The 23769-nt window shown below is 71.2% G+C and carries 24 protein-coding genes and 1 pseudogene; 19 read left to right on the top strand and 6 right to left on the bottom strand.

Annotated features, from left to right (window positions below; genetic code table 11):
* Positions 1-74 precede the first annotated feature (74 nt).
* Positions 75-632: a dTDP-4-dehydrorhamnose 3,5-epimerase gene (gene rfbC, locus AC5L35_RS26345; protein WP_495062382.1), complete on the top strand. Its 558-nt coding sequence runs from the start codon at positions 75-77 to the stop codon at positions 630-632.
* 199 nt (positions 633-831) lie between these two features.
* Here the strand turns inward: rfbC and AC5L35_RS26340 are convergent, their stop codons facing one another.
* Positions 832-2130: an FAD-dependent monooxygenase gene (locus AC5L35_RS26340; RefSeq protein ID WP_495062381.1), complete on the bottom strand. Its 1299-nt coding sequence runs from the start codon at positions 2128-2130 to the stop codon at positions 832-834.
* Between the two features lie 102 nt (positions 2131-2232).
* Between AC5L35_RS26340 and AC5L35_RS26335 the strand changes: the two genes are divergently transcribed.
* Positions 2233-2817, top strand: coding sequence for a superoxide dismutase family protein (locus AC5L35_RS26335; RefSeq protein WP_495062380.1), 585 nt, complete (start codon positions 2233-2235; stop codon positions 2815-2817).
* A gap of 36 nt (positions 2818-2853) precedes the next feature.
* Here the strand turns inward: AC5L35_RS26335 and AC5L35_RS26330 are convergent, their stop codons facing one another.
* Entirely contained in the window at positions 2854-3648 is a 795-nt protein-coding gene (locus tag AC5L35_RS26330; RefSeq protein WP_495062379.1) for an SDR family NAD(P)-dependent oxidoreductase, read from the bottom strand.
* A gap of 237 nt (positions 3649-3885) precedes the next feature.
* On the opposite strand from AC5L35_RS26330, the gene AC5L35_RS26325 reads away from it, so the two are divergent.
* Positions 3886-4062 carry a hypothetical protein gene (locus AC5L35_RS26325; protein WP_495062378.1) on the top strand — a complete coding sequence of 59 codons (177 nt, stop codon included), beginning with the start codon at positions 3886-3888 and terminating at the stop codon, positions 4060-4062.
* Between the two features lie 63 nt (positions 4063-4125).
* Here the strand turns inward: AC5L35_RS26325 and AC5L35_RS26320 are convergent, their stop codons facing one another.
* The 3 genes from AC5L35_RS26320 to AC5L35_RS26310 all read right to left on the bottom strand — a co-directional run bounded on the left by AC5L35_RS26320 (position 4126) and on the right by AC5L35_RS26310 (position 6786).
* Complete coding sequence (locus AC5L35_RS26320) at positions 4126-4869, bottom strand: SDR family oxidoreductase (protein WP_495062377.1); 744 nt, start codon at positions 4867-4869, stop codon at positions 4126-4128.
* 292 nt (positions 4870-5161) lie between these two features.
* The gene (locus AC5L35_RS26315) at positions 5162-5932 is read right to left on the bottom strand and encodes a DUF998 domain-containing protein (RefSeq protein ID WP_495062376.1); all 771 of its coding nucleotides are present in this window, start codon (positions 5930-5932) and stop codon (positions 5162-5164) included.
* A 179-nt stretch (positions 5933-6111) separates the two neighbouring features.
* Positions 6112-6786 carry a hemerythrin domain-containing protein gene (locus tag AC5L35_RS26310; protein WP_495062375.1) on the bottom strand — a complete coding sequence of 225 codons (675 nt, stop codon included), beginning with the start codon at positions 6784-6786 and terminating at the stop codon, positions 6112-6114.
* A gap of 302 nt (positions 6787-7088) precedes the next feature.
* Between AC5L35_RS26310 and AC5L35_RS26305 the strand changes: the two genes are divergently transcribed.
* The 9 genes from AC5L35_RS26305 (at position 7089) to AC5L35_RS26265 (ending at position 19003) form a co-directional block, all read left to right on the top strand.
* Positions 7089-7760: a bifunctional 4-hydroxy-2-oxoglutarate aldolase/2-dehydro-3-deoxy-phosphogluconate aldolase gene (locus AC5L35_RS26305; protein WP_495062374.1), complete on the top strand. Its 672-nt coding sequence runs from the start codon at positions 7089-7091 to the stop codon at positions 7758-7760.
* The gene (locus tag AC5L35_RS26300; RefSeq protein WP_495062373.1) at positions 7757-8734 is read left to right on the top strand and encodes a sugar kinase; all 978 of its coding nucleotides are present in this window, start codon (positions 7757-7759) and stop codon (positions 8732-8734) included. The genes AC5L35_RS26305 and AC5L35_RS26300 overlap by 4 nt, the downstream gene beginning before the upstream one ends.
* A gap of 44 nt (positions 8735-8778) precedes the next feature.
* Positions 8779-10221 (top strand): Nramp family divalent metal transporter, encoded by a 1443-nt coding sequence (locus tag AC5L35_RS26295; protein ID WP_495062372.1) that lies wholly within the window; start codon positions 8779-8781, stop codon positions 10219-10221.
* A gap of 481 nt (positions 10222-10702) precedes the next feature.
* Positions 10703-13516: an ATP-binding protein gene (locus AC5L35_RS26290; protein ID WP_495062371.1), complete on the top strand. Its 2814-nt coding sequence runs from the start codon at positions 10703-10705 to the stop codon at positions 13514-13516.
* Between the two features lie 85 nt (positions 13517-13601).
* Positions 13602-14342 (top strand): GNAT family N-acetyltransferase, encoded by a 741-nt coding sequence (locus tag AC5L35_RS26285; RefSeq protein WP_495062370.1) that lies wholly within the window; start codon positions 13602-13604, stop codon positions 14340-14342.
* Positions 14343-14476: 134 nt separating this feature from the next.
* Complete coding sequence (locus tag AC5L35_RS26280) at positions 14477-15010, top strand: winged helix-turn-helix transcriptional regulator (protein ID WP_495062369.1); 534 nt, start codon at positions 14477-14479, stop codon at positions 15008-15010.
* A gap of 78 nt (positions 15011-15088) precedes the next feature.
* A complete protein-coding gene (locus AC5L35_RS26275) occupies positions 15089-15595 on the top strand; it encodes an SRPBCC family protein (protein ID WP_495062368.1) in 507 nt (168 codons plus the stop codon).
* Positions 15596-15600: 5 nt separating this feature from the next.
* Complete coding sequence (locus AC5L35_RS26270) at positions 15601-16653, top strand: LLM class flavin-dependent oxidoreductase (protein WP_495062367.1); 1053 nt, start codon at positions 15601-15603, stop codon at positions 16651-16653.
* A gap of 19 nt (positions 16654-16672) precedes the next feature.
* Entirely contained in the window at positions 16673-19003 is a 2331-nt protein-coding gene (locus AC5L35_RS26265; RefSeq protein ID WP_495062366.1) for a molybdopterin-dependent oxidoreductase, read from the top strand.
* A gap of 19 nt (positions 19004-19022) precedes the next feature.
* On the opposite strand, the gene AC5L35_RS26260 is transcribed toward AC5L35_RS26265, so the two are convergent.
* The gene (locus tag AC5L35_RS26260; RefSeq protein WP_495062365.1) at positions 19023-19466 is read right to left on the bottom strand and encodes an STAS domain-containing protein; all 444 of its coding nucleotides are present in this window, start codon (positions 19464-19466) and stop codon (positions 19023-19025) included.
* 159 nt (positions 19467-19625) lie between these two features.
* On the opposite strand from AC5L35_RS26260, the pseudogene AC5L35_RS26255 reads away from it, so the two are divergent.
* The 7 genes and pseudogenes from AC5L35_RS26255 to AC5L35_RS26225 form a co-directional block, all read left to right on the top strand.
* A pseudogene (locus tag AC5L35_RS26255) lies at positions 19626-19817 on the top strand (hypothetical protein); the annotation flags it as partial.
* A gap of 20 nt (positions 19818-19837) precedes the next feature.
* On the top strand, positions 19838-20026 hold the full coding sequence (locus AC5L35_RS26250; RefSeq protein WP_495062364.1) for an MmyB family transcriptional regulator: 189 nt from the start codon (positions 19838-19840) through the stop codon (positions 20024-20026).
* Positions 19986-20270, top strand: a complete 285-nt coding sequence (locus tag AC5L35_RS26245; protein ID WP_495062398.1) for an MmyB family transcriptional regulator — start codon at positions 19986-19988, stop codon at positions 20268-20270. The genes AC5L35_RS26250 and AC5L35_RS26245 overlap by 41 nt, the downstream gene beginning before the upstream one ends.
* Before the next feature lie 183 nt (positions 20271-20453).
* Positions 20454-20963: a MarR family winged helix-turn-helix transcriptional regulator gene (locus tag AC5L35_RS26240; protein ID WP_495062363.1), complete on the top strand. Its 510-nt coding sequence runs from the start codon at positions 20454-20456 to the stop codon at positions 20961-20963.
* Positions 20964-21004: 41 nt separating this feature from the next.
* Positions 21005-22066: an ABC transporter substrate-binding protein gene (locus AC5L35_RS26235; RefSeq protein WP_495062362.1), complete on the top strand. Its 1062-nt coding sequence runs from the start codon at positions 21005-21007 to the stop codon at positions 22064-22066.
* Positions 22063-22938, top strand: coding sequence for an ABC transporter permease (locus AC5L35_RS26230; RefSeq protein WP_495062361.1), 876 nt, complete (start codon positions 22063-22065; stop codon positions 22936-22938). Before AC5L35_RS26235 ends, AC5L35_RS26230 begins: the two co-directional genes overlap by 4 nt.
* Before the next feature lie 14 nt (positions 22939-22952).
* Positions 22953-23762 (top strand): ABC transporter ATP-binding protein, encoded by an 810-nt coding sequence (locus AC5L35_RS26225; RefSeq protein WP_495062360.1) that lies wholly within the window; start codon positions 22953-22955, stop codon positions 23760-23762.
* Positions 23763-23769 lie beyond the last annotated feature (7 nt).

Below are 23769 nucleotides of genomic sequence, written 5' to 3'. Positions count from 1 at the left end.
TCCCCGCCTCGGCTTCGTCACATTGACAGCAGCTTCACAACAACTGCGGAAAATCCCTTTCACGGGGATTGCTCATGATGGTGCGCAGTACGGATCTGGAGGGCGTTTTGGTCCTCGAACCGACCCCTCATCGGGATTCTCGAGGGTTCTTCGCCCGCACGTTCGACGTCGGTGTCGCCGACGCGGCGGGGCTGCGGCCGGAGGCGTTCGTGCAGGACTCCCAGTCCCGTTCCTACCGCGGAGTCGTGCGCGGTCTGCACGGGCGGGGTGGCGCCGGCGAGGCGAAGTTGGTGCGCTGCTCGTTCGGCGCGGTCCACGACATCGTCGTGGACGCCCGGCCGGAGTCGGCCACCTTCGGACGCTGGATGGCCACGCGACTCGATGACCAGGACCTGGTCCACCTGTACATCCCGCCCGGGTTCCTGCACGGCTTCCAGGCGCTGACCGAGGTGGCCGACGTCTGCTACCGGATCGACCGGGAGCACGAACCGGCAGAGGATCTTGCCGTGCACTACGCGGACGCCGACCTCGGCATCCGCTGGCCCACTGCCGTCGGGTGCGTCAGCGAGCGGGACAGGAACGCGGGTAGCTGGTCGGAACTGTGCCGGTTACTGGCAAGCCGCGCTGCCTGATCTGGGCAGAACGGATTTATGTAACCGACCGGACATTCTTGACGTCGGCAAAGCGATGGAACGACGCCGACCGGGGGTGCTCACCCCGAGAGGAATGGCGCTCGTCGACTACTTCCGCATCCCCGCGGCAAGCTGATCGGTGGTTCCAGCAGCGCGACCCACGCGCCCACCATGGTGATCGCGGCGAAGGCGGCGGACCTCATCCTCGGCAACACCCCGCTTCCGCCGGACCGGCGGCAACGGCCCCCGGCGAGCGAGGAGCCGGGACAACGGGCCCAGCTGTAGCGAGCGGCTGCGCCGGCCCGCGGCGCAGTGCGGCGTGGACGTCGTACCCGTGGATCCAGGCGAGGTCCTGAGGGAGGCGGGCCAGTGCCCGGTCGCGGTCGTCGGCCGCCGGGCCGTCGGGCAGGTGCAGCAGGGCGTTGGCCGTCCAGGAGCTGCGCTGGATGCGACGGGTCCGGGCGCGGCGCAGGGTCTGGTACGCCGCGAGGGCAGCGGTCAGGTCGGTGGCCGCCCTCTCCCGCGCGATGAGGGCGGCGAGCGCGACGGCGTCCTCCACGGTCGTGTTCGCTCCCTGGCCCTGATGGGGGAGCATCGCGTGCGCGGCGTCGCCGAGCAGGACGGCCCGGCCGCGGTACCACCGCCGCAGCGGTGCCACGGCGAACAACCCCCACCGGACGGAGTGCGTGACCGCTCCGATCATCGAGGTGACGGCCGGGTGCCACCCCTCGAACGCCCGCAGCGGGACGTCCCCGGCCACCTCGGCCGTCCAGCCGTCCGATCCGGTCCACGTCGACGGCCCCTCGACGACCGCGAGGAAGTTCACGAGCTCGCCGGACGCGCCGATCGCGTAGTGGAGCAGGTGGGCGCCGGGACCCATCCAGAACTGGATGGCTCCCGGATCCGGGAGGGCCGGGAGCCGGTCGACCGGCACGATCCCGCGAAAGCCGCTGGTGCCGGAGTAGATCTCGTGGGCGGCGCCCGCCACCCACCGCCGGACGGTCGAGCGGATCCCGTCGGCACCGACCACGAGGTCCGCGTGCTCGACGCGCCCGTCGGCGAACCCGAGCACCATCCCGTCGGGCCGCTCGCCGAGCTCGGCGAGCCGGCAGCCCAGGTGCACCGTCCCCGGGCCGAGGGCACGGGAGAGCACCTCCTGCAGGCGCGCCCGGTGGATGCCGTAGAAGGGGGCGTGGAAGCGGTGCCGGTACCAGGACCCGGCACCGACGGGGTGCGTGGCGACCTTCGTGCCGTCCCGCCAGCGCCGATGGATCAGTTCCGTCGGTGTGGTCGACGCCGCGGCGAGCCCGTCGCCCAGCCCGATCCGCGCGAGCTCGCGCGTCGCGTTCGCCGACAGCGCCACGGCCGCACCGATCTCGGCGAGCCGGGGTGCCTGCTCGTACACGTCCGCGGTCAGTCCTCGTTCCTGCAGCGCGAGAGCGAGGGTCAACCCGCCGATCCCGCCGCCGATGATCGCCACTCTCGGTGTCGCAGCCATGACAGAGACGGTAGGTGGCAGGGACACGCCCCACATACGGGTCGAACTCGTCCCCCGGTCCGGGCCTGCCGCAACGGGCGGAAATCAGCCATCCTGCACGGCATGCGCCCGAGACGACTCCTCATCGCGTGCCTGCTGTGCGTCCCGCTCACCGCGTGCGTGAGTGGCACCAACCCCGCTCCGCCCGCGGCTCCGGCCGCCGGTGAGCCCGCGGGCGTGGGACAGGCGAGCGGGACGTTCTCCGCCCCTCCCGGCCTCGCCGTGACCTACGACCAGGCGCTCGTCCCGGTCGGCGCGAGCGCCGCCGTCAACACGACCGAGGACAGCGGCAGTACCTCGGTCACGTTGGACGTCACCGGGCTCCAGCCGAACCGGCGGTACGGCGCGCACGCGCACACGAACGCCTGCGGTGCCACGGGAGCGGACGCCGGACCGCACTTCCAGCTCACGCCGGACCCGGTCACCCCCAGCGTCGACCCGGCCTACGCCAACGCCCAGAACGAGATCTGGCTCGACCTGACCACCGACGCCCAGGGCGCGGGCCGGGCCACCTCGACGGTCGACTGGGAGTTCCCGGCCGACCGCCGGGCCGGGTCCGTTGTCATCCACACCATGCCGACCTCCACCGAGCCCGGCAAGGCGGGAACGGCGGGGGACCGCGCGGCCTGCATCACGGTGCCCTTCTAGGAGGCCTGCCCTTCCAGAAGACCCCGCGGCTGGGCGTCAGTAGTGGATGCTGCCGCGGCTGCCGCCGCCGACGGCGATGGCGTCGCCGCTGATCGCGACGCTGCGGGGGGAGGCGAGGAACGTCACGACGTCAGCCACCTCCTCGGCGGTGATCAACCGGCCGATGCTCGTGGCGGCGGCGAAGCGCGCGGCGACGTCCTGCTCGGTGCTGCCGGCGCGCTCGGCCATACCCGCGAAGAGCTGCGGAACGCGCTCGGTCACGGTCATCCCCGGGTGGACGGCGGTGACCGTGATCCCGCGCGGTCCGAGCTCGTCGGCGAGGTTCTTCGTCATCGCGGCCACCGCCACGTTGCGGATGGAGCCCACGATCGAGCCGGTCTGACGGGCGGCGAGCCCGCTGACGTTGATGATGCGGCCCCAGCCGGCAGCGGTCATGTGCGGCGCGACCGCTCGGGCGCAGCGCAGGTAGCCGAGCACCTTCGTCTCGATCTCCGCCCGCAGCGCGTCGTCGGGCAGGTCCGCCAGCGGCGGTACGGGGCCACCGGCCGGCTCCGCCGCGGCGTTCACCAGGATGTCGACCCCGCCCAGCGTGCCGACGACGTCCGCCACCATGGCCCGGACCGCTGCGTCGTCGCGCGTGTCGGTCGGGCGCGCCAGCACGGTGGTGCCGTGCCGCTCGACCCGCGCGGCAGCCTGTTCGAGCGCGTCCTTGTCCCGGGCCACCAGCGTGACGGCGGCCCCTTCCGCGGCGAGCTGGTCGGCCACCGCCAGCCCGATACCACGACTGCCGCCCGTCACCACGGCGCGCTTTCCAGTGAGTTCCAGATCCACGCACTCATCTCTACCACTCGCCACATGGGGGTCCCGGGGCCTCGCCCGACAGGGGCGGGTCACCGCAGGCGCCGGTATGTCGCATAAGTGCCATACCACACTGTGGATCATCGGCGTCCGCCGGGTTCATCACTCTTGCCCCGGCCGTCTGTTCGGGTGATGATCTCTTCGCACCGTGAGGAGCACCTCCATCACGGAGAGTGATAAGCGGTGGGTACGGCGGCAAGGGAGACGACGATGTCGGGCGATCACGAGTACTCCGGTGATTACGGCTACGACCTGCTCCACGAGGTGCGGACCACGGTCCACATCCCCGCCGCCCGCACGGTCCTGCCGATCCGCGGTCTTCGTGCCTCCGGTGCGGAGCTCGACCCGGACGGCGACCTCGGCTACGACCAGGCACACGAGTTCTAGCGGCGCTGTTCGACGTGTCGTGCCTGGCGGCTTGCGTGGACGGAACCGGTCCTCTGCGGACGGTCAGATCGCGCCACCGTTGGCGTAGAGCACCTGGCCGTTGATCCACCGGCCGGGACCGGCCAGGAACGCGACGATCTCGGCGAGGTCGGCGGGCTGACCCAGCCGCCCCAGCGGCGACTCGCCGGCGATCCTGGTGATCAGCTCGTCGCTCTTGCCGTCGAGGAACAGCGCTGTCGCCGTCGGACCCGGCGCCACGGTGTTCACCGTGATGTCGCGTCCTCGCAGCTCCCGGGCCAGGATGAGGGTGATGGCCTCGACCGCGCCCTTGCTCGCGCCGTATGCCGTGTACCCGGGCCGGGAGAACCGGGTGAGCGAGCTCGAGAAGTTGATGATCGCGCCGCCGGGCCGCAGCCGCCTGGCCGCCTGCTGGTCCACCACGAACGTGCCACGGACGTTGGTTCGCAGCACCCGGTCCAGCACGTCCAGGTCCAGGTCCACCAGTGGGGCCAGCGGCATGATGCCCGCGGCGTGCACCACGACGTCGACCCCTCCGAAGGTCGACTCCGCCTGGTCGAACATGCTCGCCACAGCCACCTCGTCGGCCACGTCGGCCTGGAACGCGATGGTTCGGGCGCCTGCCCGCTCGAGGTCCTCGACGGCCGCGTCGGCCTCGACCTTGTTCGATGCGTAGTTCACGACCACGGCGAACCCGTCGTCGGCCAGGCGCGCCGCCGTCTGCCTGCCGATGCCACGTGACCCACCCGTCACGATCGCCACCCGGTCAGCTGTCCTCGGTGCAGTCATGGTGCTTCCTTCCTCTCGGCGGTCTGTGACCCGTCGTCGGTGGTGCCGAACGGCCGGCGCCGCGCGATCCCGACGTGCAGCACCACGGAGATGCCGATGCTGTTGAGGGCGACGTGTCCGACCCGGTCCTGGGCGGTCGCCTTCGTCCAGCGGCCACCGGGACGACGAGCAACAGGCCGGCCAGACCGAGGCCCGGCTGCTGTGCGAAGCGCCTGCGGCTGGCTGGTCGTCGGCTGGTCCGGGAGGTGCCGCCACCGTGTCCTGACGAGATCCATCACAGGAGCCACGGCGTTCAGAGCCGCAGCGGGAGTCGGCCCGCAGCGCTGCCGGAGGTGTCCCGGCCGGCGCGGACGGCCCGGACGGCCGTGGCGGTGCCCGCCGCGATCAGCCACAGGATGGCCGGGTACGCGGCGACCCGGTCCATGCCGCCGGGGCCGAGACCGAGGTAGAGGGCAGGTCCGGCGTACTCACCGACGGTCGAGAGCACGGTGCCCACCAGCCCCAGTAGCCCCAGCACCATCCCGGCCAGGCCGAGCCACCGGTCGCTCCGGCTGACCAGCAGGCTGAGCAGTAGGACGGCGAAGCTGCCGAGCGGGACGTTCAGCGAGCCCATCAGGTGCAGACCGATGTTCGTGTTCTCCGGGGCGAAGCCGACGAGGATCTTGCCGAACCCCAGGAGGATCCAGAGGACCATGGCCGTGTCGGTGAGCCATCCCGCCGGCCAGAACCTCCAGAGCAGGAGCGCCCCGACGATCACCAGTACGCCTGTGAGCACGAACGACGCGTTCACCACGTCGTGCAACGGGGAGCACACGTAGGTCGGGGAGGCGTTCGGCACCGTGAAGAACCCGCACTGCGTGTTCGCGAGGTTGCTCGTGTTGTTGTCAAGCCAGTCGTACCCGGGGAAGGTCCACGCGGACGCCGCGACGACGTGCGTCACCGCGTACTGGAGAGCCGCGAGGGCCCACAGGGACCCACCCGTCGCGACGGCCGCGTGCGACACGTCGCAGTCTTGGGCGCCGGCCCTCGCGGGGAAGAAGATCTCGTCACTTGCCGTTGTCACTGCCCTGCTCGCCTTGTCTCTCGTTGATGCTCGTCGGGCCGCCTCACGGCGATGTGACGGGCGGCCGCTGTGGACGAGTCTTCCGGCCGCACTCGAGACGGACATCAGTCATGTGACTGCATGAACGGGCACGACCCTGATGACGGGCGCCGGACCTGCTTTCCTCGCGCAGCGGCGTCTCACACGGTCAGGCCGAGACGGCGCTTGCGGCTCTGGTAGCGCGCGACCAGGAGCGGCCGCATCGCGCGGGTGGAGAGCGGGATGCTGCTCAGCATCGCCGCATAGCCGACGATCGGGGTCGGGTCGGTCATGAGCCCGATGACCAGATCGCAACGCGCGGAGGGTGCGTTCCTCGCCGCGGCGGCGCGCAGGGTGCGGATGACCGGCTCGTCCAGCAGCGGGAACAGCGCCTTCAGCAGCGACTCCTCCTCGTCGAGATGGTCGATGAGGGTCCGGTACGCGGCGTCCAGAGCGGTCGACGCACCGGCCACTGCTTCCCGGTCGGGCCTGCCCGACGTCGAACATCGCTCCTCGAGGCAGTCCAGGCGCCGGGCGAGCCGTTCCAGTTCGCGGTCGATCTGGATGTGCTGGAGCGTCAGGTCGTGGAGCTCGCACTCGTCGGGAGGGGACGCCGCGGCCAACGGCTGCCACAGGATGTCGGCCTCGTTGCGTTGGTGCTGGTGGACGTAGCCGATCAGCCACCGCCCGAGCCCCACGCAGCTGTCCATCTCGTCGGCGGTGGTCGGAGGCAGGTCCAGAGCGGCCTTCAGCAGGGCGGCACCTCGGCGCACGACCGTGTGCACGGCGATGATCTCGTCGTAGAGCCTGTCGCTCTCGGACTGCGCGGTCGTCATCGCGGGTCTCCTCCGCAGGACGCACTGGGGGCATGGTCGTCCGAGTGTGGGCGGGACTCCCTGTCCGAACATCCGTCAAATGACTCCGGGATTCGGATGTGCATGACCTGCGCCGACGACTGGCTCACGGTGAGCGACCGGGCGGGTGCGCTACGGCTGGGGCGCACCCCGGCACGGCTTGTGAGGGCGAAACCTCTCACGCATGATGCACTCCCCGGCGCGCGGTGATCACCATCGTCGGCCGGCCCGCAGCCTGACCGCCGCAGGGGCGCGCTCGGGAGGGAACGAGAGGACTGCTGCCCATGACCGCCGACCCGGTCCCGTCCGAGCCGGTCCGCGTCCCGATGAGCACGGCGCTGCTCGCCACCCGGGTGGTGGCGATCCTCCGTGCGGGCGACTCCTCCCGGGCCGAGGCGGTGGTCGACGTCCTGGTGGACGGCGGCATCCGCTGCATCGAGCTGACGATGACCACACCCGGTGCCCTCGCCGTCGTCGAGCGTCTCGCGGCGCGGGTCCCCGACGTCGTCGATCTGGGGGTCGGCACGGTGCTCACCGCCGCGGAGGTCGACCGCGCCGTGGACGCCGGCGCGTGTTTCGTGGTGTCGCCGTCGGTCGTGCCCGCCGTGATCGGGGCGGCGGTGCGCCGCGGCATCGCGAGCTACCCCGGCGCGCTGACGCCCACCGAGATCCACAGTGCGTGGTCGTCCGGCGCGAGTGCCGTGAAGCTGTTCCCCGCGGGCTCGTTCGGCCCCGAGTACCTGGCGGCGGTGCGTGCTCCGCTGCCCGGCATCCCGATCGTGCCCACGGGAGGGATCGGCGTCGGGGAGGCGAAGGCCTGGCTGGACGCGGGCGCCGCGGCCCTCGGCATGGGCGGGCCGTTGATCGGGGACGCCCTGACGGCGTCGGGTGACCTGGAAGCGCTGGCCGAGCGCGTCCGCGCCGTGTGCGCCGCGGTGGCGGGGGCGGGTCTGTGACCAGCGCCGGGGAGGCACGGGGGAACGGGCTGGTCACCGTGGGTGAGACGCTCGGGCTGCTCGTCGCCGACGACATCGGGCCGCTCTCGCTCGCCCGCGGGATGCGGCTGAGCATGGGAGGCGCGGAGTCCAACGTCGCCATCGGCGTGGCGCGGCTCGGGGTGCCTGCCACCTGGATCGGACGGCTCGGCCGCGACCCGATCGGCGACCTGGTGGAGCGCCACCTGCTGGCCGAACGCGTGCGGGTGCTGGTCCGCCGGGACGATGCGCCCACCGCGCTGATGCTCCGCGAGCGGCGCACGGGCGGCTCCTCGCACGTGTCCTACTACCGCCACGGCAGCGCAGGCTCGCACCTGTGTCCCGACGACCTCCCGGAGGGGGTGATCGAGGCCGCAGGCGTCCTGCACCTGACCGGGATCACGCCCGCGCTCGGCCCCGAGCCCGCCGCGACCGTGCGCGAGGCCGTGCGCCGCGCCAGGGCCACGGGCGTCCCGGTCTCGGTGGACCTGAACTTCCGTTCCCGGCTCTGGGACGCCGCCTCCGCCGGCGTGGTGTTCCGGGAGCTCGCGGCGGGCGCGGACATGCTGTTCGCCGGGGACGACGAGGCCCGGATCGCGCTCGGGATCGACGACCCGGACGCGGCGACGCCTGCTGAGCTCGCCACCGCCCTCGCGGAGCTCGGCCCGTCCGAGGTGGTGGTGAAGCGGGGCCGCCACGGCGCCACGGCGCGGATCGAGGACGCGGTGATCGACGTGCCGGCCGTGCCCGTCGACGCCGTCGACGCCGTCGGGGCGGGCGACGCGTTCGTCGCGGGCTACCTCGCCTCCTGGCTGACGGGGCGCGACGTCCACGAACGGCTCTCCACCGCCGCGGTCACCGGCGCGTTCGCGGTGACGGTCCCCGGTGACTGGGAGGCATGTCCGCGGCCCCACGAGTTGACTCTGCTGACGTCGGGGGAGACGGTTCACCGCTGAAGATCACCTTCGCCTGAATCGTCCCGCATCAAGGAGGCTCATCGATGGCCACGACGGACCGCAACGATGCGGTCACCACCGACCCGTCGCAGCTGTTCCCCACCAAGTACCTGCCCCGTCCCGAGGTCCGGGACCTGCCCGCCCCGCCCGCGAAGCACTGGCGCTACGTCGGGCCCGGCATCGTCGCCGCCGGAGTGGGGCTGGCGAGCGGGGAGTTCATCCTCTTCCCCTACATCGCCTCCCAGGTCGGTCTGATCTTCGTCTGGGCCGCCCTGCTCGGGCTGATCACGCAGTACTTCCTGAACATGGAGATCGAGCGGTACACGCTCGCCACCGGCGAGACGGCGATCACCGGCTTCAGCAGGCTGTGGAAGCACTGGGGCCTGGTGTTCGCGATCCTCGCCTACTTCGCGAACGTCTGGCCGGCGTGGGCCACCAGCTCCGCCACGCTGATCTCCTACGCGTTCGGCGGCAGCGCCGCCGTCATCGCCGTGGTGATCCTCGTGGTCGTCGGGCTCATCCTCACCCTGGCGCCGGTCGTCTACAACGCTCTCGAACGCGCCCAGATGATCAAGGTCGCCGCGGTGCTGGTGCTGATCCTCGTCGGTGCGCTCGTGGCGATCGGGCCGGCCTGGGCGGATGCGCCGCAGGTCGTCACCCGGCCCAGCTTCCCCGCCGCCGAGCTCGGCTTCGCCGTGCTGATGGGCGCGCTGGCGTTCGCCGGTGCAGGCGGGGGTCAGAACCTCGTGCAGAGCAACTGGATCCGGGACAAGGGCTTCGGCATGGGCCACTACGTCCCGAAGATCGTGTCGCCGCTGACCAAGGAGGTGGAGGCCAGGGGACGCGTGGGCTACGTGTTCCTGCCGACCGAGCAGAACCTCACGCACTGGCGGGGGTGGTGGCGCTTCGCCAACCGCGAGCAGCTGTACACGTTCGTCCTGATCTCGTTCGTGTCGATCGTGTTCATGTCGCTGCTCGCCTACGCCACGGTTTTCGGTAACGACGCGGTGGAGAACAACATCTCGTTCCTCCAGGTGGAGGGGCGGGTGCTGATGGAGCGCGTCGGCACCTGGTTCGGCTACTTCTTCTGGATCGTCGGTGCGGTCGCGTTGTTCTCGGCGGCACTGGGCATCGTCGACTACACCAGCAGGCTGGCCGCCGACGTGCTGAAGACCATGTACTTCCCCGACGCCTCGGAGAGCAAGATCTACGCCGGTCTCGTGTGGGGCCTGGTGGTCGTCGGGATCATCGTCATCTCGCTCGGCTTCTCCCAGCCCATCACGCTGGCGGTGATCTCGGCCTGCACGGGCGGCACGATGATGTTCATCTACTCCGCGCTGCTGATCGCGATCAACCGCAAGATGCTGCCGAAGGAGATCCGCATCAGCGGTCCCCGGATCGCTGCTCTGGTCTGGTCGTTCCTGCTCTTCGGCGTGCTGGCCGTGCTCACCGTGCAACAGCAGATCGGCAAGCTGATCGGCGGCTGACACCGCCGGTCCGGTCGATCGGGGCCCGGGCGTCGCGGACTGTGGGCTATCCCACACCGCGGGCCCGGGCCTCCGGCTTTCGCAGGGACCCGCACCGGTCACGGACGCGATTGCGTCCTGCGCATCGCGCCCGAGAACGGTGCCGCTGTCCGGTCAGCACGCGCACGTCCGATTGCCCGTGGCCGTCTGTGCCGCGGTGCTCGCGGAAAGATCAAGTCGATCATGAAGGCGGGTGGGCACGGCACCGGAACACCCCCGTCCGCATCCTTGCTGAGACCGATTGACGCAGGTTAGGGTCTTTTTCCTGCCGAGGAATTCGTGCTGACCCGATGCCGTGGAGCACCGGGTCCCGGACGGTAGAGCGCCCGGGTTCCAGAGTTGTGACAGGCACGCCGGCCTCGGTGTCGAGTGTGGTCCCGCACCGGACGCCGGTGCGGCGATCGGATGCGGTCGATCGTCCAGAGCGCTTCTGGCTACTGGCGTGAGTAGTGCCATCTTCTGGAGGCTGTACGTGTTGAGCGATCCCGACCCTCGTCGACGGGGCATCGCCGCCGTCCTCGTCGGGCGTGACGACGATGTCGGGGTGGTCCGGTCGTTCCTCGACGCGGCGGCGGCCCGTGGGGGCGCACTGCTCCTGGTGGGGGAAGCCGGCATGGGCAAGTCGGTGCTGGTGGACGCCGCGGTCGAGGCGGCGTCGGAGATGGGCACGCTGGTCCTGCGTGCCGGTGGCGCGGAGTTCGAGGCGGATGTCAGCTTCTCGGGCCTGAACCAGGTGCTGCTGCAGTTGCTGGGGGAGTTCCCCCGGCTCCCCGAGGCGCATCGGGTGGCGCTGTCGGTGGCACTGGGGATGGGGGAAGGGCCGCCCCCGGACCGGTTGGTGGTGTCCAGCGCGACGCTCGGCCTGCTGCGGACGGTCGCGGCCGACCGGTCGGTACTGGTGGCTGTCGACGACGTGCACTGGATGGACCGGGCCAGCGCGGCGGTGCTGGCGTTCGTCGCCCGGCGGCTCCCAGGCAGCCGGGTGGGCTTCCTGGCCACGTCGCGGACGGGGATGGAGAGCTTCTTCGAGGGGGTGGGCCTCCCGGAGCACGAGTTGCAGCCGCTCGACGACGACGCGGCGCTCGCGCTGGTGGCTCTCCGGTTCCCCGCACTGGGCACGAAGCTGCGCCGTCGGGTGCTGTCCGAGGCCCGCGGCAACCCGCTCGCGCTGCTCGAGCTTCCCGTCGCGCTGACGGGCCCGCAGCGTCCCGCGCTGAGCGCGTTGCCGTTGGTGCTGCCTCTGAGCAGGCGGCTGCAGGCCCTGTTCATCTCCCGGATCTCGGAGCTCCCCGCCGCGTCGAGGCAGCTGTTGCTGCTGGGCGCGCTGGACGGCTCGGCCGACCTGCGGGTCCTGAAGGCGGCCACCACCGAGCCGGGTGACAGCGACCCGCTGGCGCCTGCGGAACACGCGCAGCTGCTGCAGGTGGAGGAGAGCACGGGCCGGCTGACCTTCCGCCACCCGCTGACCCGCTCGGCGGTGGTGGAGCTGTCCACCGCCGACCAGCGCAGGCAGGCCCATCTGACGCTGGCCCGGATGGCGCAGCGACCCGAGCATCGCGCGTGGCACCTCGGGGAGGCGACCATCGAGCCCGACGAGAGGGTGGCCGGCCTGCTCGACGACGCCGCCGACCGCGTACTCGGGCGGGGCGACCCGGCGGGCGCCGTCGCCGCGCTGACCAGGGCGGCCCACCTCAGCCCGCTGCGAGCGGACCGGAGCAGGCGGCTGGCCGAGGCCGCCTTCATCGCTCTGGAGACCGGCGACATGGAGGGCGCATCGCAGCTGCTCGGGGACGCCCGGCGGGCCGACCCGGCACACGGGGGTGGATCCCTGTACGCCGCCGCCACCGCTGCCTACCTCCTGAGCAACGGTGACAACGACATCGAGACGGCGCACCGGCTGCTGACCAGGGCGATCGAGACCCGCACCGACCCCGACGGCGGCGCGCTCGTCGAGGCGATCTGGACACTGGGGTTGCTGTGCTGGTTCGGCGGTGACGCGGCGATGTGGGAGCCCTTCCGCGCCGCCGTCGCCGAGCTGGGCCCGCGAGTGCCTCCGGACCTGGCGCTGACCAACGCGGCATACCTCGACCCGGTCCGCACGGCGGCTCCGGTCCTCCCCATGCTCACGGCCGCGATCACCGGTCTGCGCAATGAGGTCGACCCGGTCCGGATCCTGCGGATCAGTTACGGCGCAGTCTTCCTGGACAGGCTGGGGGGGTGCCGGGACGCGCTGTGGCAGGTGGTGTCCCGGTCGTCGGAGGGCGGGTCGGTGCCGCTGGCGGTCGCCGCGCTGGTGCACCTGTGCCTCGACGACTTCTTCACGGGCCGGTGGGACGAGATCGGGCAGCTGGCCGCCGAGGGCCTGGAGATCGGCGAGCAGCTCGGGTACTGGCACTACGCCTGGCAGTACCATTACTACCTGGCGCTCGTGGCCGCGGCGCGCGGCGACCAGGACGCCTGCCGGGCGCGGGTCGACGAGCTCTTTCGGTGGGCCACTCCGCGGGGGGCGAAGGGCGTGGAGCACTATGCCCGCCACGCCCAGGACCTGGCGGCTCTCGCGCGCGGTGACTACGAGGACGCCTACCGGCACGCGGCCGCCATCAGCCCGGCGGGCGAGTTCGCCTCGCACGTGCCGGTCGCCCTGCGGGTGATGATGGACCTGGTCGAGGCCGCGGTGCGCACCGATCGGCGTGCCGAGGCCGCCGCGCACGTGGCGGCGATGCAGAACGCGAAGGTTGCCGAGCTGTCGCCACGGCTGGCGCTGCTGGTCGCCGGATCGGAGGCCCTCGTCGCCGCCGAGGACGCTGCCGCCGCGGCGTTCGAGCGGGCCCTCGCCGTGTCCGGTGTCGAGCGGTGGCCGTTCGACGTGGCGAGGGTGCGCCTCTTGTTCGGCGAGCACCTGCGCCGGGCCCGCGCCCCGGTCCGGGCTCGCACGCAGCTCACCGCGGCGCTGGAGACGTTCGAACGGCTGGGCGCCAAGCCGTGGGCGGAGCGGGCGAGCAACGAGCTCCGGGCCACCGGCTCCGGCACCACCCACTCCGCTGGTCCCGGCGTCCTCACACCGCAGGAACGGGAGATCGCCGTGCTGGCTGCTGCCGGCCTGTCCAATAAGGAGATCGGGCAGCAGTTATTTCTGTCCCATCGCACGGTGGGAGCGCATTTGTACCGCGCTTTTCCGAAGCTCGGTATCAGCTCCCGTGCCGCGCTCCGGGACGCTCTCGCCGCTCTTCCCGACGGGTCGCCGGACGCGGAATGAACAGCGGGATCGGCACTGCGTCCCAGGGTGTCCGATATTCACATCGGGGGTGGGCTGCTCGGCGCGGCCCGACTATCATTATGGCGTGCACTCGCAGATGTTCGATTCCGCACTGCTGGAGAAGACCGAGGCGGAATGCGTGTTTCGCCTCGAGTCCGGTGCCCCCCGGCGCACTCTCGACGACATGGGAATCGCGACGGCGCGCTTCGGTGGCGGGAGCGTCATGGCGATGCGGCGGGACGTCACCCGGTACTGGAACAAGGCGCTCGGGTTCGGGTTCGACGAGCCGGTCACCGGTGATCTGATCGCGCAGGTGTGCGCGTTCTTCCGGGAGCACGACGCGCCCGTGGCCGTCCTGCAGTTGGCGCCCGCCGTGCTGTCCTCCGACTGGGACGACATCTGCCGGACCAACGGCATGGGGCGGGGCGGTTCGTGGCTGAAGCTCGGGCACGACCTCGAGACCGTCGACCCGCCGGCCACGGACCTGCGGGTGGGGCGGGTCGACGTCTCCGATGCCGGGGAATGGGCGTCGGTGTTCCTGCGCGGTTTCGGCATGCCGGAGGAGGGACTCCTGGCGATGATGGCCGCGTCCGTCGGGCAGCCAGGCTTCCGCTCCTACGCGGCCTGGGACGGCGACGAGATCGTGGGCGCCGCCAACCTCTTCGTCCACGGGGACGTCGCCGCGCTGGCGGGGGCGTCCACGCTCCCCTCGCACCGGCGCCGGGGCGTGCAGTCCGCGCTGATGGCCGCGCGGCTCCTGGACGCGCGGGCGGGCGGCCGGCTGCCGGCTGGCCGTCGCGGAGACGGGAGCCGAGGGCCCCGGTGAGCACAACCAGTCGTTGCACAACATGCGCAGGGCCGGTTTCAGCGTGAGGTACGAGCGGCCCAACTGGGTGTGGCCACCGGCGGTCATCGCTGGTTGACCTGCTGGGTTTCTCCGCAGGACCGTAGGATTCGCCTATGAGGCGCACATCCTTCGCGCAGTGGCCGTGCTCGGTCGCGCGCACCATGGACCTGCTGGGCGACTGGTGGACCCCCCTGGTACTGCGCGAGGCCTTCTACGGAATCCAGCGGTTCGACGAGTTCCAGAAGGGGCTCGGCATCGCCCGCAACACGCTGGCGGACCGGCTGCGCAGGCTCGTCGACGAGGGACTGCTGGAGAAGCGGCCCTACCAGACCGACCCCGTCCGTCACGACTACGTGCTCACCGAGAAGGGACGCGACTTCTTCGGGGTGCTCGTGGCGATGACGCGCTGGGGTGACCGCTGGCTGGCCGGCGACGACGGGCCGCCGGTCGCGTTCCACCACGATCGCTGTGGCGCCGACACCCACGGTGAGGTCGTCTGCGTCCACTGCCGGGAGCCGCTGACCACCGAGGACACGTCCATGCGCCTCGGTCCCGGGTACCCGCCCCGGCTCGCCCGGCATCCGGAGGTGCAGCGCCGGTTCGGTACGCAACCCGTCGAAGAGCCGGAAACGACCGGAACGGGCTGAACCCGGCGGGCGTTGACAGGTCAGTTCATCTACGCAACTCTACTGGTAGTAGGGGGCGAGGATGAGGGGGCGTGCGTAATGGAGTGGACCGGGGCCCGGTACGCCGACAAGCCGACGGCGGAGGCCGAGACCTGGATCGACGCGCCACCGGATCGCGTGTGGTCGCTCGTCGCCGACGTCGTACGGATGCCGGAGATGAGCACCGAGCTCCGGTCGGTCGAGTGGTGCGACGGCGCCACCGGCCCCGCCCTGGGCAACCGGTTCGTCGGCCGTAGCCAGCACCCCGCCTTCGGGGAGTGGGCCACCACCTCCCACGTCATCGAGTGCGACGAACCGCGGGTCTTCGCGTGGGCGGTGGAGGATCCGGAGTTCCCGTCGGCGGTCTGGCGGTTCATCCTCGAGCCCGCCGACGGCGGTACCCGGCTGCGCCAGTGGATGCAGATGGGACCGGGCCGCTCCGGGTTGAGCGTCGCGATCGACGAGATGCCCGACAAGGAGCAGAAGATCGTCTTCGTCCGCATGCGCGAGTTCGAGAACTCGATCATCGGGACGCTCGCCGCGATCAAACAGCGGGTCGAGGGCTGAGACGGATGCGCACCGCCACCACCATCGAGGCCGTCCAGGAGCACGGCTGGCGGGAGACACTCGACTTCGCGCTCGAGGCCGAGTCGCTCGGTCTCGACATCTGCTGGGTCGCCGAGGCATGGGGTTCCGACGCGCCGTCCGCACTGGGCTACCTCGCCGCGCGGACCGACCGGATGCTGCTCGGCTCGGGCGTCGTCCAGCTCGGCACCCGCACGCCGGTCGCGATCGCGCAGGCGGCGCTGACGCTGGCCGAGATGTCGGAGGGGCGGTTCCTGCTCGGCCTCGGTCCGTCCGGCCCCCAGGTGATCGAAGGCCTGCACGGAGTGCCGTTCGCCGCTGCGCACGCCCGGACGCGGGAGACCGTCGAGATCATCCGGATGGCGTTCGCCGGTGAGAAGATCTCCTACTCGGGCACCCGGTTCCAGGTCCCGCTCCCGGGTGGCGAGGGCAGGCCGATGCGGCTCTCGATCGGCCCGAACCCCGACATCCCGATCTACCTGGCCGCGATGTCGCCGAAGCTGCTGCAGCTGACCGGGGAGGTCGCCGACGGCTGGCTCGGCACCAGCTTCGTCCCCGAGGGCTCGGCCGCCTACTTCACCCACCTCGACGCCGGCCTGGCCGCGGCCGGCCGGTCGCGTGCCGACATCGACGTCTGCGAAGGTGCGGAGGTCGCCTTCGCCGAGGACGAGGACGCGCTGCGGTTGATGCTGGCCCCCCGCAGGAAGCAGCTCGCGTTCAGCCTCGGGGGGATGGGCTCGGCCACCACCAACTTCTACAACAACGCCTACAGCCGGCAGGGCTGGGCCGAGGTCGCCGCCGCGGTGCGCGAGCGCTGGCAGGCCGGAGACCGGGACGGCGCCGCCGGGCTCGTCACCGACGAGATGGTGCTGGGCACCACGCTGATCGGCACCGAGGCCATGGTCGCCGCCCGGCTGCGCGTCTGGCGCGACGCGGGCGTCGACACCGTCCGGCTCTACCCCGCAGGGGACACCCTCGACGCCCGGCTCACCACCCTCGGCCGGGCCCTCGACTTGGTTCAGGCCCTCGACCGGGCCTGATCGACCTCAGGAGAAGACTATGGCCGCCGAGTGGCACAAGACCGCATGCAGCCTCTGCTACCTCAACTGCGGGCTGGAGGTACAGATCGAGGGCAGGTCGATCACCCGCGTGCGCGGCGACAAGGCACACCCCCGGTCGGAGGGGTACCTCTGCCAGAAGGCGCAGCGGCTCACCTGGCTCGGTAACCACGACGACCGGTTGACCACGCCGCTGCGTCGCCGGCCCGACGGCACCCACGAACCGATCGACTGGGAGACCGCGCTGCGCGAGATCGCCGAGCGGCTCACCGCGGTGCGCGACGCCGACCGTGCGGCGGGGCGACCGGGGTCGTTCGCCTACGTCGGGGGTGGGGGACAGGGCAACCACTCCGGTGGCGGCTACGGCAAGGCACTGCTGACCTGGATGGGTGGCACGCGGTACTTCAACGCGCTGTCGCAGGAGAAGACCGGGGACTTCTGGGTCAACGGCCACATGTTCGGGGACCAGACCTGCCACACGACCGAGGGCGTCGAGGAGTGCGACCTGCTGTTCGTGGTCGGCTGCAACCCCTGGCTCGCCCACGGGTTCACCAACGCGCGCAGCGAGATCAACACGATCAAGAACGACCCGGCGCGGAAGATGATCGTGATCGACCCACGCCGCACCGAGACCGCGGAGGCGGCGGAGCTGCACCTGGCCGTGCGGCCGGGCACCGACGCCTACCTCCTGGCGGCGATGATCGCGATCATCCTCGAGCGCGGCGGCCAGGACGAGGAGTTCCTCGCCGCCCGTACCGAGGGCTTCGCCGAGGTGGCGGCCGCGCTCGGGCAGGTGCCCGTGGACGACTGGATCTCCCACGCCGAGGTGGAGCGGGCCGACGTCGAGCGGGCCGTCGACATGATCCTCGCCGCGCGGGCGATGACCGTCCGGGTGGAGCTGGGCATCCAGCAGGGGCGCCACTCCACACTGAACAGCTACCTGGAGAAGCTGCTCTTCCTGGTCACCGGCAACTTCGGCCGGGAGGGCACCAACAACCTGCACAGCTGGCTGCTGCCGCTGTGGGGCAACTCCCGCGGGCAGCGCTCGGAGATCACCGGCTTCGAGTACATCGGCGGCCTGCTGCCCACGAACACGATGGCGGAGGAGGTGCTCACCGACCATCCGAACCGGGTGCGGGTGCTGTGGGTGGAGTCGTCGAACCCGGCCAACACCTACGCCGACACCCGGCTCGTCGAGGAGGCCATCGCGGCCTGCGAGCTGTCGGTGGTGGTCGACGTCGCCTACACCGAGACCGCCGCGCTGGCCGACTACGTCCTGCCGGCCGCGGCACAGCATGAGAAGTGGGAGTTCACCCTCTTCGACTTCGAGTGGCCCACCAACTACTTCCAGATCCGGCGCCCGCTGTTCGAGCCGCTGCCGGGCACGCTGGTCGAGGCGGAGATCTACGCGCGGCTGTTCGAGGAGCTGGGGGTGCTGCCGGACGCCGGGACGCTCGCCGAGCTCGTCGAGACCGCGCGCAGCGACCGGGCGCACCTGCTGCAGCGTGCGGGCGAGGTGATGTCGGCGCACCCCGGGCTGGCGGAGATCGCCCCGGTGCTGCTCTACCGCACCCTCGGCCCGGTGCTGCCCGACGGTGCCGCGTCGATGGCCCCGCTCTGGGCGGGCTGCCACCGGACGGCGAAGATGATGACCACCGCGGTGCAGCGGGCGCTCGGCTCCGACTCGACCGGCCCCGAACTGGGTGAGGAGCTGTTCGACCGCATCCTCTCCTCTCCCAGCGGCACTCCCTTCAGCCGGCACGAGTACGACGAGGTCTGGGAGCTGGTGAGGCGCGACCGGGTGCAGCTGGCCGTGCCGGACCTGCTGGAGTGGCTCGGCCGGCTCGACCCGGACTCCGAGCGCCTGGACCCGCAGTACCCGTTCTCCCTGATCAGTGGCCAGCGCCGGTCGCACAACGCCAACCAGATCCTGCGCGCGCCCGCGTGGCGCAAGACCGACATGGACGGCGCCCTGCGCGCCCGCTCGGCCGATCTGGCCTCGATCGGTGCGGACGGGGGCGACTGGGTGGCGGTCGTCACCCGCACCGGACGGATCGTGGTGCGTGCCGAGGTGGACGAGAGCATGCGCCCGATGCAGGTGGCGCTGCCGCACGGGTTCGGCATGTCCGTGCCCGACGGCCACGGCGGCCGGGTGGTCAACGGCCCGCGGATCAACCTGATCACCGACACCACCGACCGGGACCCCATCGCCGGCACCCCGCACCACAAGGACGTCCCCGTCCGGCTGGAACCGGCCACCGCCGCGGAGCGCGAGGCGGCCGAGCGGGACAGCGAGCGGGTCCGGGAGGTGGCCGCGGCCGCGCGGGCCTGAGCCTGCCCGGGAGCTCCGGTCAGAGGTCGGCGAGTGCGGTGTCGACGTCCGGCAGCAGCGGCAGGATCTGCTGCAGGTTCATCGTCTCCCACGGGCGGATCACGGCGAGGTTGTCGGACGGCGCCACGAGGCGCAGGGCCGGCCGCGGGGCCGGGGCCTGCGTGGAGTACCCCGGCCCGGGGGTCGCGGTGGTGCGGCTGGCGATCTCGGCGAGGGTGCCGAGCCCGGAGGAGCCGAGGAAGCCCACCCCGGTCAGGTCGATCACCAGTGCGGTCAGGTCCGGCCACTGCAGGGTGTCGTCGACCACGGCCATCAGCTCGCGCGCGGTCTGCAGGTCCAGCTCGCCCACCACCGTCACCACGGCCGCGGATCCCCTGCGGGCGGCGTGCAGCGTCAGCAGGTCGCCGGGCGCCGGCGCGCCGGGCGCCGACGATTCGGAAGTAGGGTGGTCACTGTCGGTCACGCAAGCACCGTAGCGGCTCGCCGTACCCCGACGCGTTCGCGTGGCCGTGCGAGAAGCTGGTGGCGGCCCACCGGCGAGCCGGCCGTGCCGGCACCGGAACTTCCACCGGTCGACCGGGCGCCGAGAGCTAGCTCGAACGTGTGAGCGAGCGACGGCGGTGTGGCGCGTCCCTCGTCCCCGGTTGTGGCTCGGAGCACCGGCGTGAGCGGTGAGACCCACCGGCGTCGGGAGCTGGGTGAGTTCCTGAGAGCCCGGCGCAGGCAACTCGTGCGCGCCGACGTGGGCCTGCCCGTGGTGAAGGGGAGGAACGCGCTCGGCCTGCGCCGTGAGGAGGTCTCCTACCTGTCCGGCGTGAGCGCCACCTGGTACACGTGGCTCGAACAGGGGCGAGAGATCCGGCCGTCCCGCCCGCCGACCGCAACCTGTTGTGGCTGGTCTTCACCGACCCGTACCTGCGCGAGCTGATGGCCGACTGGGAGTTCTCCAGCAGGCGACTCCTCGCGCAGTTCCGGGCGGGGGCTGTCTGCGGCTGGGCGAGGCGTCGTTCTCCGGGCTGGTGACACGACTGCTCGAGGTGAGCGAACCGTTCCGGGTGGGCTGGGAGAAATCTCGCGGGAGCGCCTGTTCCGCCACCCGCTCGTCGGTGACGTGCATCTGGAGCAGCACCGCCTGACGCCGGCCGACCATCCCGATCTGAACCTGGTGGTCTACACGCCGGTGGTGACCACCGAGGCTCCGGCCAGACTGCGGAACCTGCTGCAGATCGCGTCCCGGTCCGCGGGGAACCCGGACCACGAGGAGTAGCCCCCCGGCATCGATGGCGGCGGCCGCGTCAGGGGCTGGTGGGGGCGTCGATCCGCACCGCCATGGCGGAACTGTCCTGCGCCGGGCGGACCGCTCCAACCTGCTGCCCCGGCTCTTGACCACACGGGCGATCCCACTCACTATGGGGACCTAACTGTTAGGGACCCTTAGTCAGGAGATCGGATGAGCCGAGTACCGAGCGGGGAACACAACGACGAGGACCTCGGCGTGCTGCTCGTTTCGGTGTCGGCTCGGCTCACCCGGCTCTACGGCCGGGTGCTCGGCCAGCTCGACACGCCGTTGACCTTCCGGCAGCACCGCATGCTCCGGAGGGTCGCGGAGGGGCACACCTCGATGGCGGCACTGGCGGCCTTCGGAAACCTCACCGTCCCGACCGTGTCGGAGAGCGTCGAGGTGCTCGTCCGGCGCGGCTTGATGAAGCGGCAGGAGAACCCGCAGAACAGGCGGTCCCTGCTGCTGAGCCTCACGCCGGACGGGCTCGCCGCCAAGGAGGCGGCGGACTCGGCGCTGGCCGCGGTGGGGGACCGCCTGCTGCATGCCGTTCCCGAGGAGCGCCACGAGCTCCTGCACGAGTCGCTGGCGTCGGTCTTCGACGCCGCGACGGACATCTTCCAGGAGCCGATCGTCACCGGTCAGGAGGCGGCCACGGCCGTCCGAGCGCCGGAGCTCTGACGAAGCAGGCACCGCAGTGACAGGCGCGAGAGGAGATCACAATGATGTGTTCGTGGCGGTGGCGGTGGCGGTGGCGCTGGCAGGTGGTACTGCTCGGTGTCGCGAGTCTCGCCCTGGCCGCCTGTGGCGGCGGCGGTGGCGGTGATGCCGAGTCGGCGGAGGCGGCGAGCTGCGCTCCGCTGGGCACGAAGCAACCGCTGACGCTGGGGGTCAACCCGGGCGCGCAGGACCTCGTCACGTTCGTGATGCAGGAGCAGGGCTTCGCCGAGAAGCACAACCTCGACCTGACCGTGAACTCGTTCCAGAACCCGTCCGCCCTGCACGCCGCGATCGGTCAGCACACGGTCGACGTCGGGTTCGGGGGGCTCACCGCGATGGCGGTGGCTCGTCAGCAGGGGCGCGGCGCGATGGTCTTCGACGTCCTGACGAGCCCGTCGAACGTCGTGGTGACGCGCAACGACTCCGACGTGCAGACCTTCTCCGACCTGCGCGGTCGCAAGCTGGGCGCGTTCGGCGGCCGGTCCAGTGCGACGTTCGCGATCACCTCGGTGGTCGCCAAGGAGAAGTACGGGATCGACGACCTCGGCCAGGACGTCGACATCATCGAGGCGCCGGACGCCGCGATGCTCGGACTGCTGGACGCCGGCAACATCGACGCGGCGCTGATCGGCACCACCGCAACGGTGCAGGCACTGCTCTCGGGCAAGTACCGCACGCTGAGCGACATCTCCGAGGACTACCAGGCCGCGTTCGGCAAGCTCCCCGGCCACGTCCTCGCGGCCACCACCGACGACTACGCCGCATCGCACTGCGGAGTGCTGAACGCGTTCAGCGCGGCCCTCGACGACACGGTCGCGTTCATCCAGACCGATCCGAACGTCTGGGCCGACTACGCGAAGAAGATCGAGCTCACCGACCCGCGGGCGCCGGAGATGCTGCACGAGCGCGTGGCGTCGCGCTACATCGCCGACTGGAACCAGGAGCAGGCCGACGCCGAGGCCACGCTCATCGACCAGCTCATCCCGGTTCTCGGTGCGGACGACTTCGTGCCGGCGGTGCCCGACGGACTGTTCCGGACCGACCTGCGGACGGCCACCTCATGAGCACCGTGGACAGCGAACGCGAGCGCGACGTCCCGTCCGCAGCAGCGGGTGAGCTGGGCACGGTCCCGGTCGTGCCGGTGGCGAGCGAGACCGACCTCGTCCCGACTCCGCGCCGCTCGTGGCGGGGAGTCTGGCTCCGGGCACTCTCCCTGGTCTCGCTCGTGGTGGTTTGGTTCATCGCCTCGTTGCTCTTCGACGAGAGCGTGCTGCCCGGGCCGATCAGGGTGTTCGGCACGCTGGTGTCGAACCTGGGCGACTCCGAGACCTACTTCCACCTCTGGACCACCGTCTACCGGGTCGTCGCCGGCATGCTCATCGCCGTCGTGCTCGGGCTGGTCATCGGCCTGGTGATGGGCCTGTCGAAGTTCGGCGAGGAGTTCCTCGACTCCTGGGTGCTCGTCGCGTTCACCGTGCCATCGGTGGTCTACGGCATTCTCGCGATCCTCTGGTTCGGGCTGAACGACGCCGCCGCCATCGTCGCGATCGGGGTGACGGCCGTCCCGGCGGTCGCGATCAACATGTGGCAGGGCGTGAAGGCCATCGACCTGTCGCTGGTACGCATGGGGCAGGCCTTCCACTTCTCGCGCTCGGCGATCCTGCGCAAACTGGTGGTGCCGCAGGTGATCCCGTACCTGCTCGCCGCTCTGCGCTACGCGCTCGGCCTGTCCTGGAAGATCGCCACCGTCGTCGAGCTGATCGGCCTGTCCAGCGGCGTCGGCTACCAGCTCAGCTACTGGTTCGGCCTGTTCAACATGACCCAGGTCCTCGCCTGGACGATCTTGTTCACGATCGTCCTGCTGCTCATCGAGTTCGTGATCCTCAAGCCGACGGAGTACTGGCTCACGCGCTGGCGCCCGTCGATGCAGAACTGACCAGGGGAGCCATCGTGTCCGAAAAGGTGTCCCGCAGCGACGGCGGCGAGCCCTACCTCGTGATCGACAACGTCCGCAAGCAGTTCCCGCGCCGCGGGGAGCCGCCCCTCACCGTCATCGACGGGCTGAACGTGGCGGTCGAGCACGGGTCGCTGCTGTCCATCCTCGGCCCCTCGGGCTGCGGGAAGTCCACCCTCCTCAACATGATCAACGGCCTCGACGACGTGACGTCCGGCCGGATCGTGATCAACAACCATGTCGTGAGCGCCCGATCGCGCTCGGCGGTGCGCATCGGCGTGGTGTTCCAGGAGCCGCGGCTGCTGCCGTGGCGCACGGTGCGCGACAACGTCCGCCTCCCGCTCGACGAGCTGAACGTGCCGCGCGCCGAGGCCGACGAGCGGGTGCAGCGCTACCTGGATCTCGTCGGCCTCGGCGAGTTCGGCGACTACTTCCCGCTGCGCCTGTCCGGTGGCATGCAGCAGCGGGTGGCCCTCGCGCGGGGCCTGGCGATCGAACCCGACCTGCTGCTGGCCGACGAGCCGTTCTCCGCGCTCGACGAGATCACCGCCCGCAAGCTGCGCCGGGAGTTCACCGAGATCTGGCGGGCCACCGGCCGAACCGTCCTGTTCGTCACCCACAACATCCGGGAGGCGGTCTTCCTGTCCACGCGGATGCTGGTCGTCACCGCGCGGCCGTGCACCACGCACATGGACATCGCGATCGACGTCCCGTACCCGCGGGTGCCGGAGGACGACCGCCTCTTCGAGATCGAGAAGCAGGTCACCAAGGACTTCATCCAGATGGAGGAGGCGGCGGCCGGATGATCCTGAA

Source organism: Pseudonocardia sp. OZ21, assembly GCF_059359135.1.
This window is presented reverse-complemented; position numbering and strand designations above follow the sequence as displayed.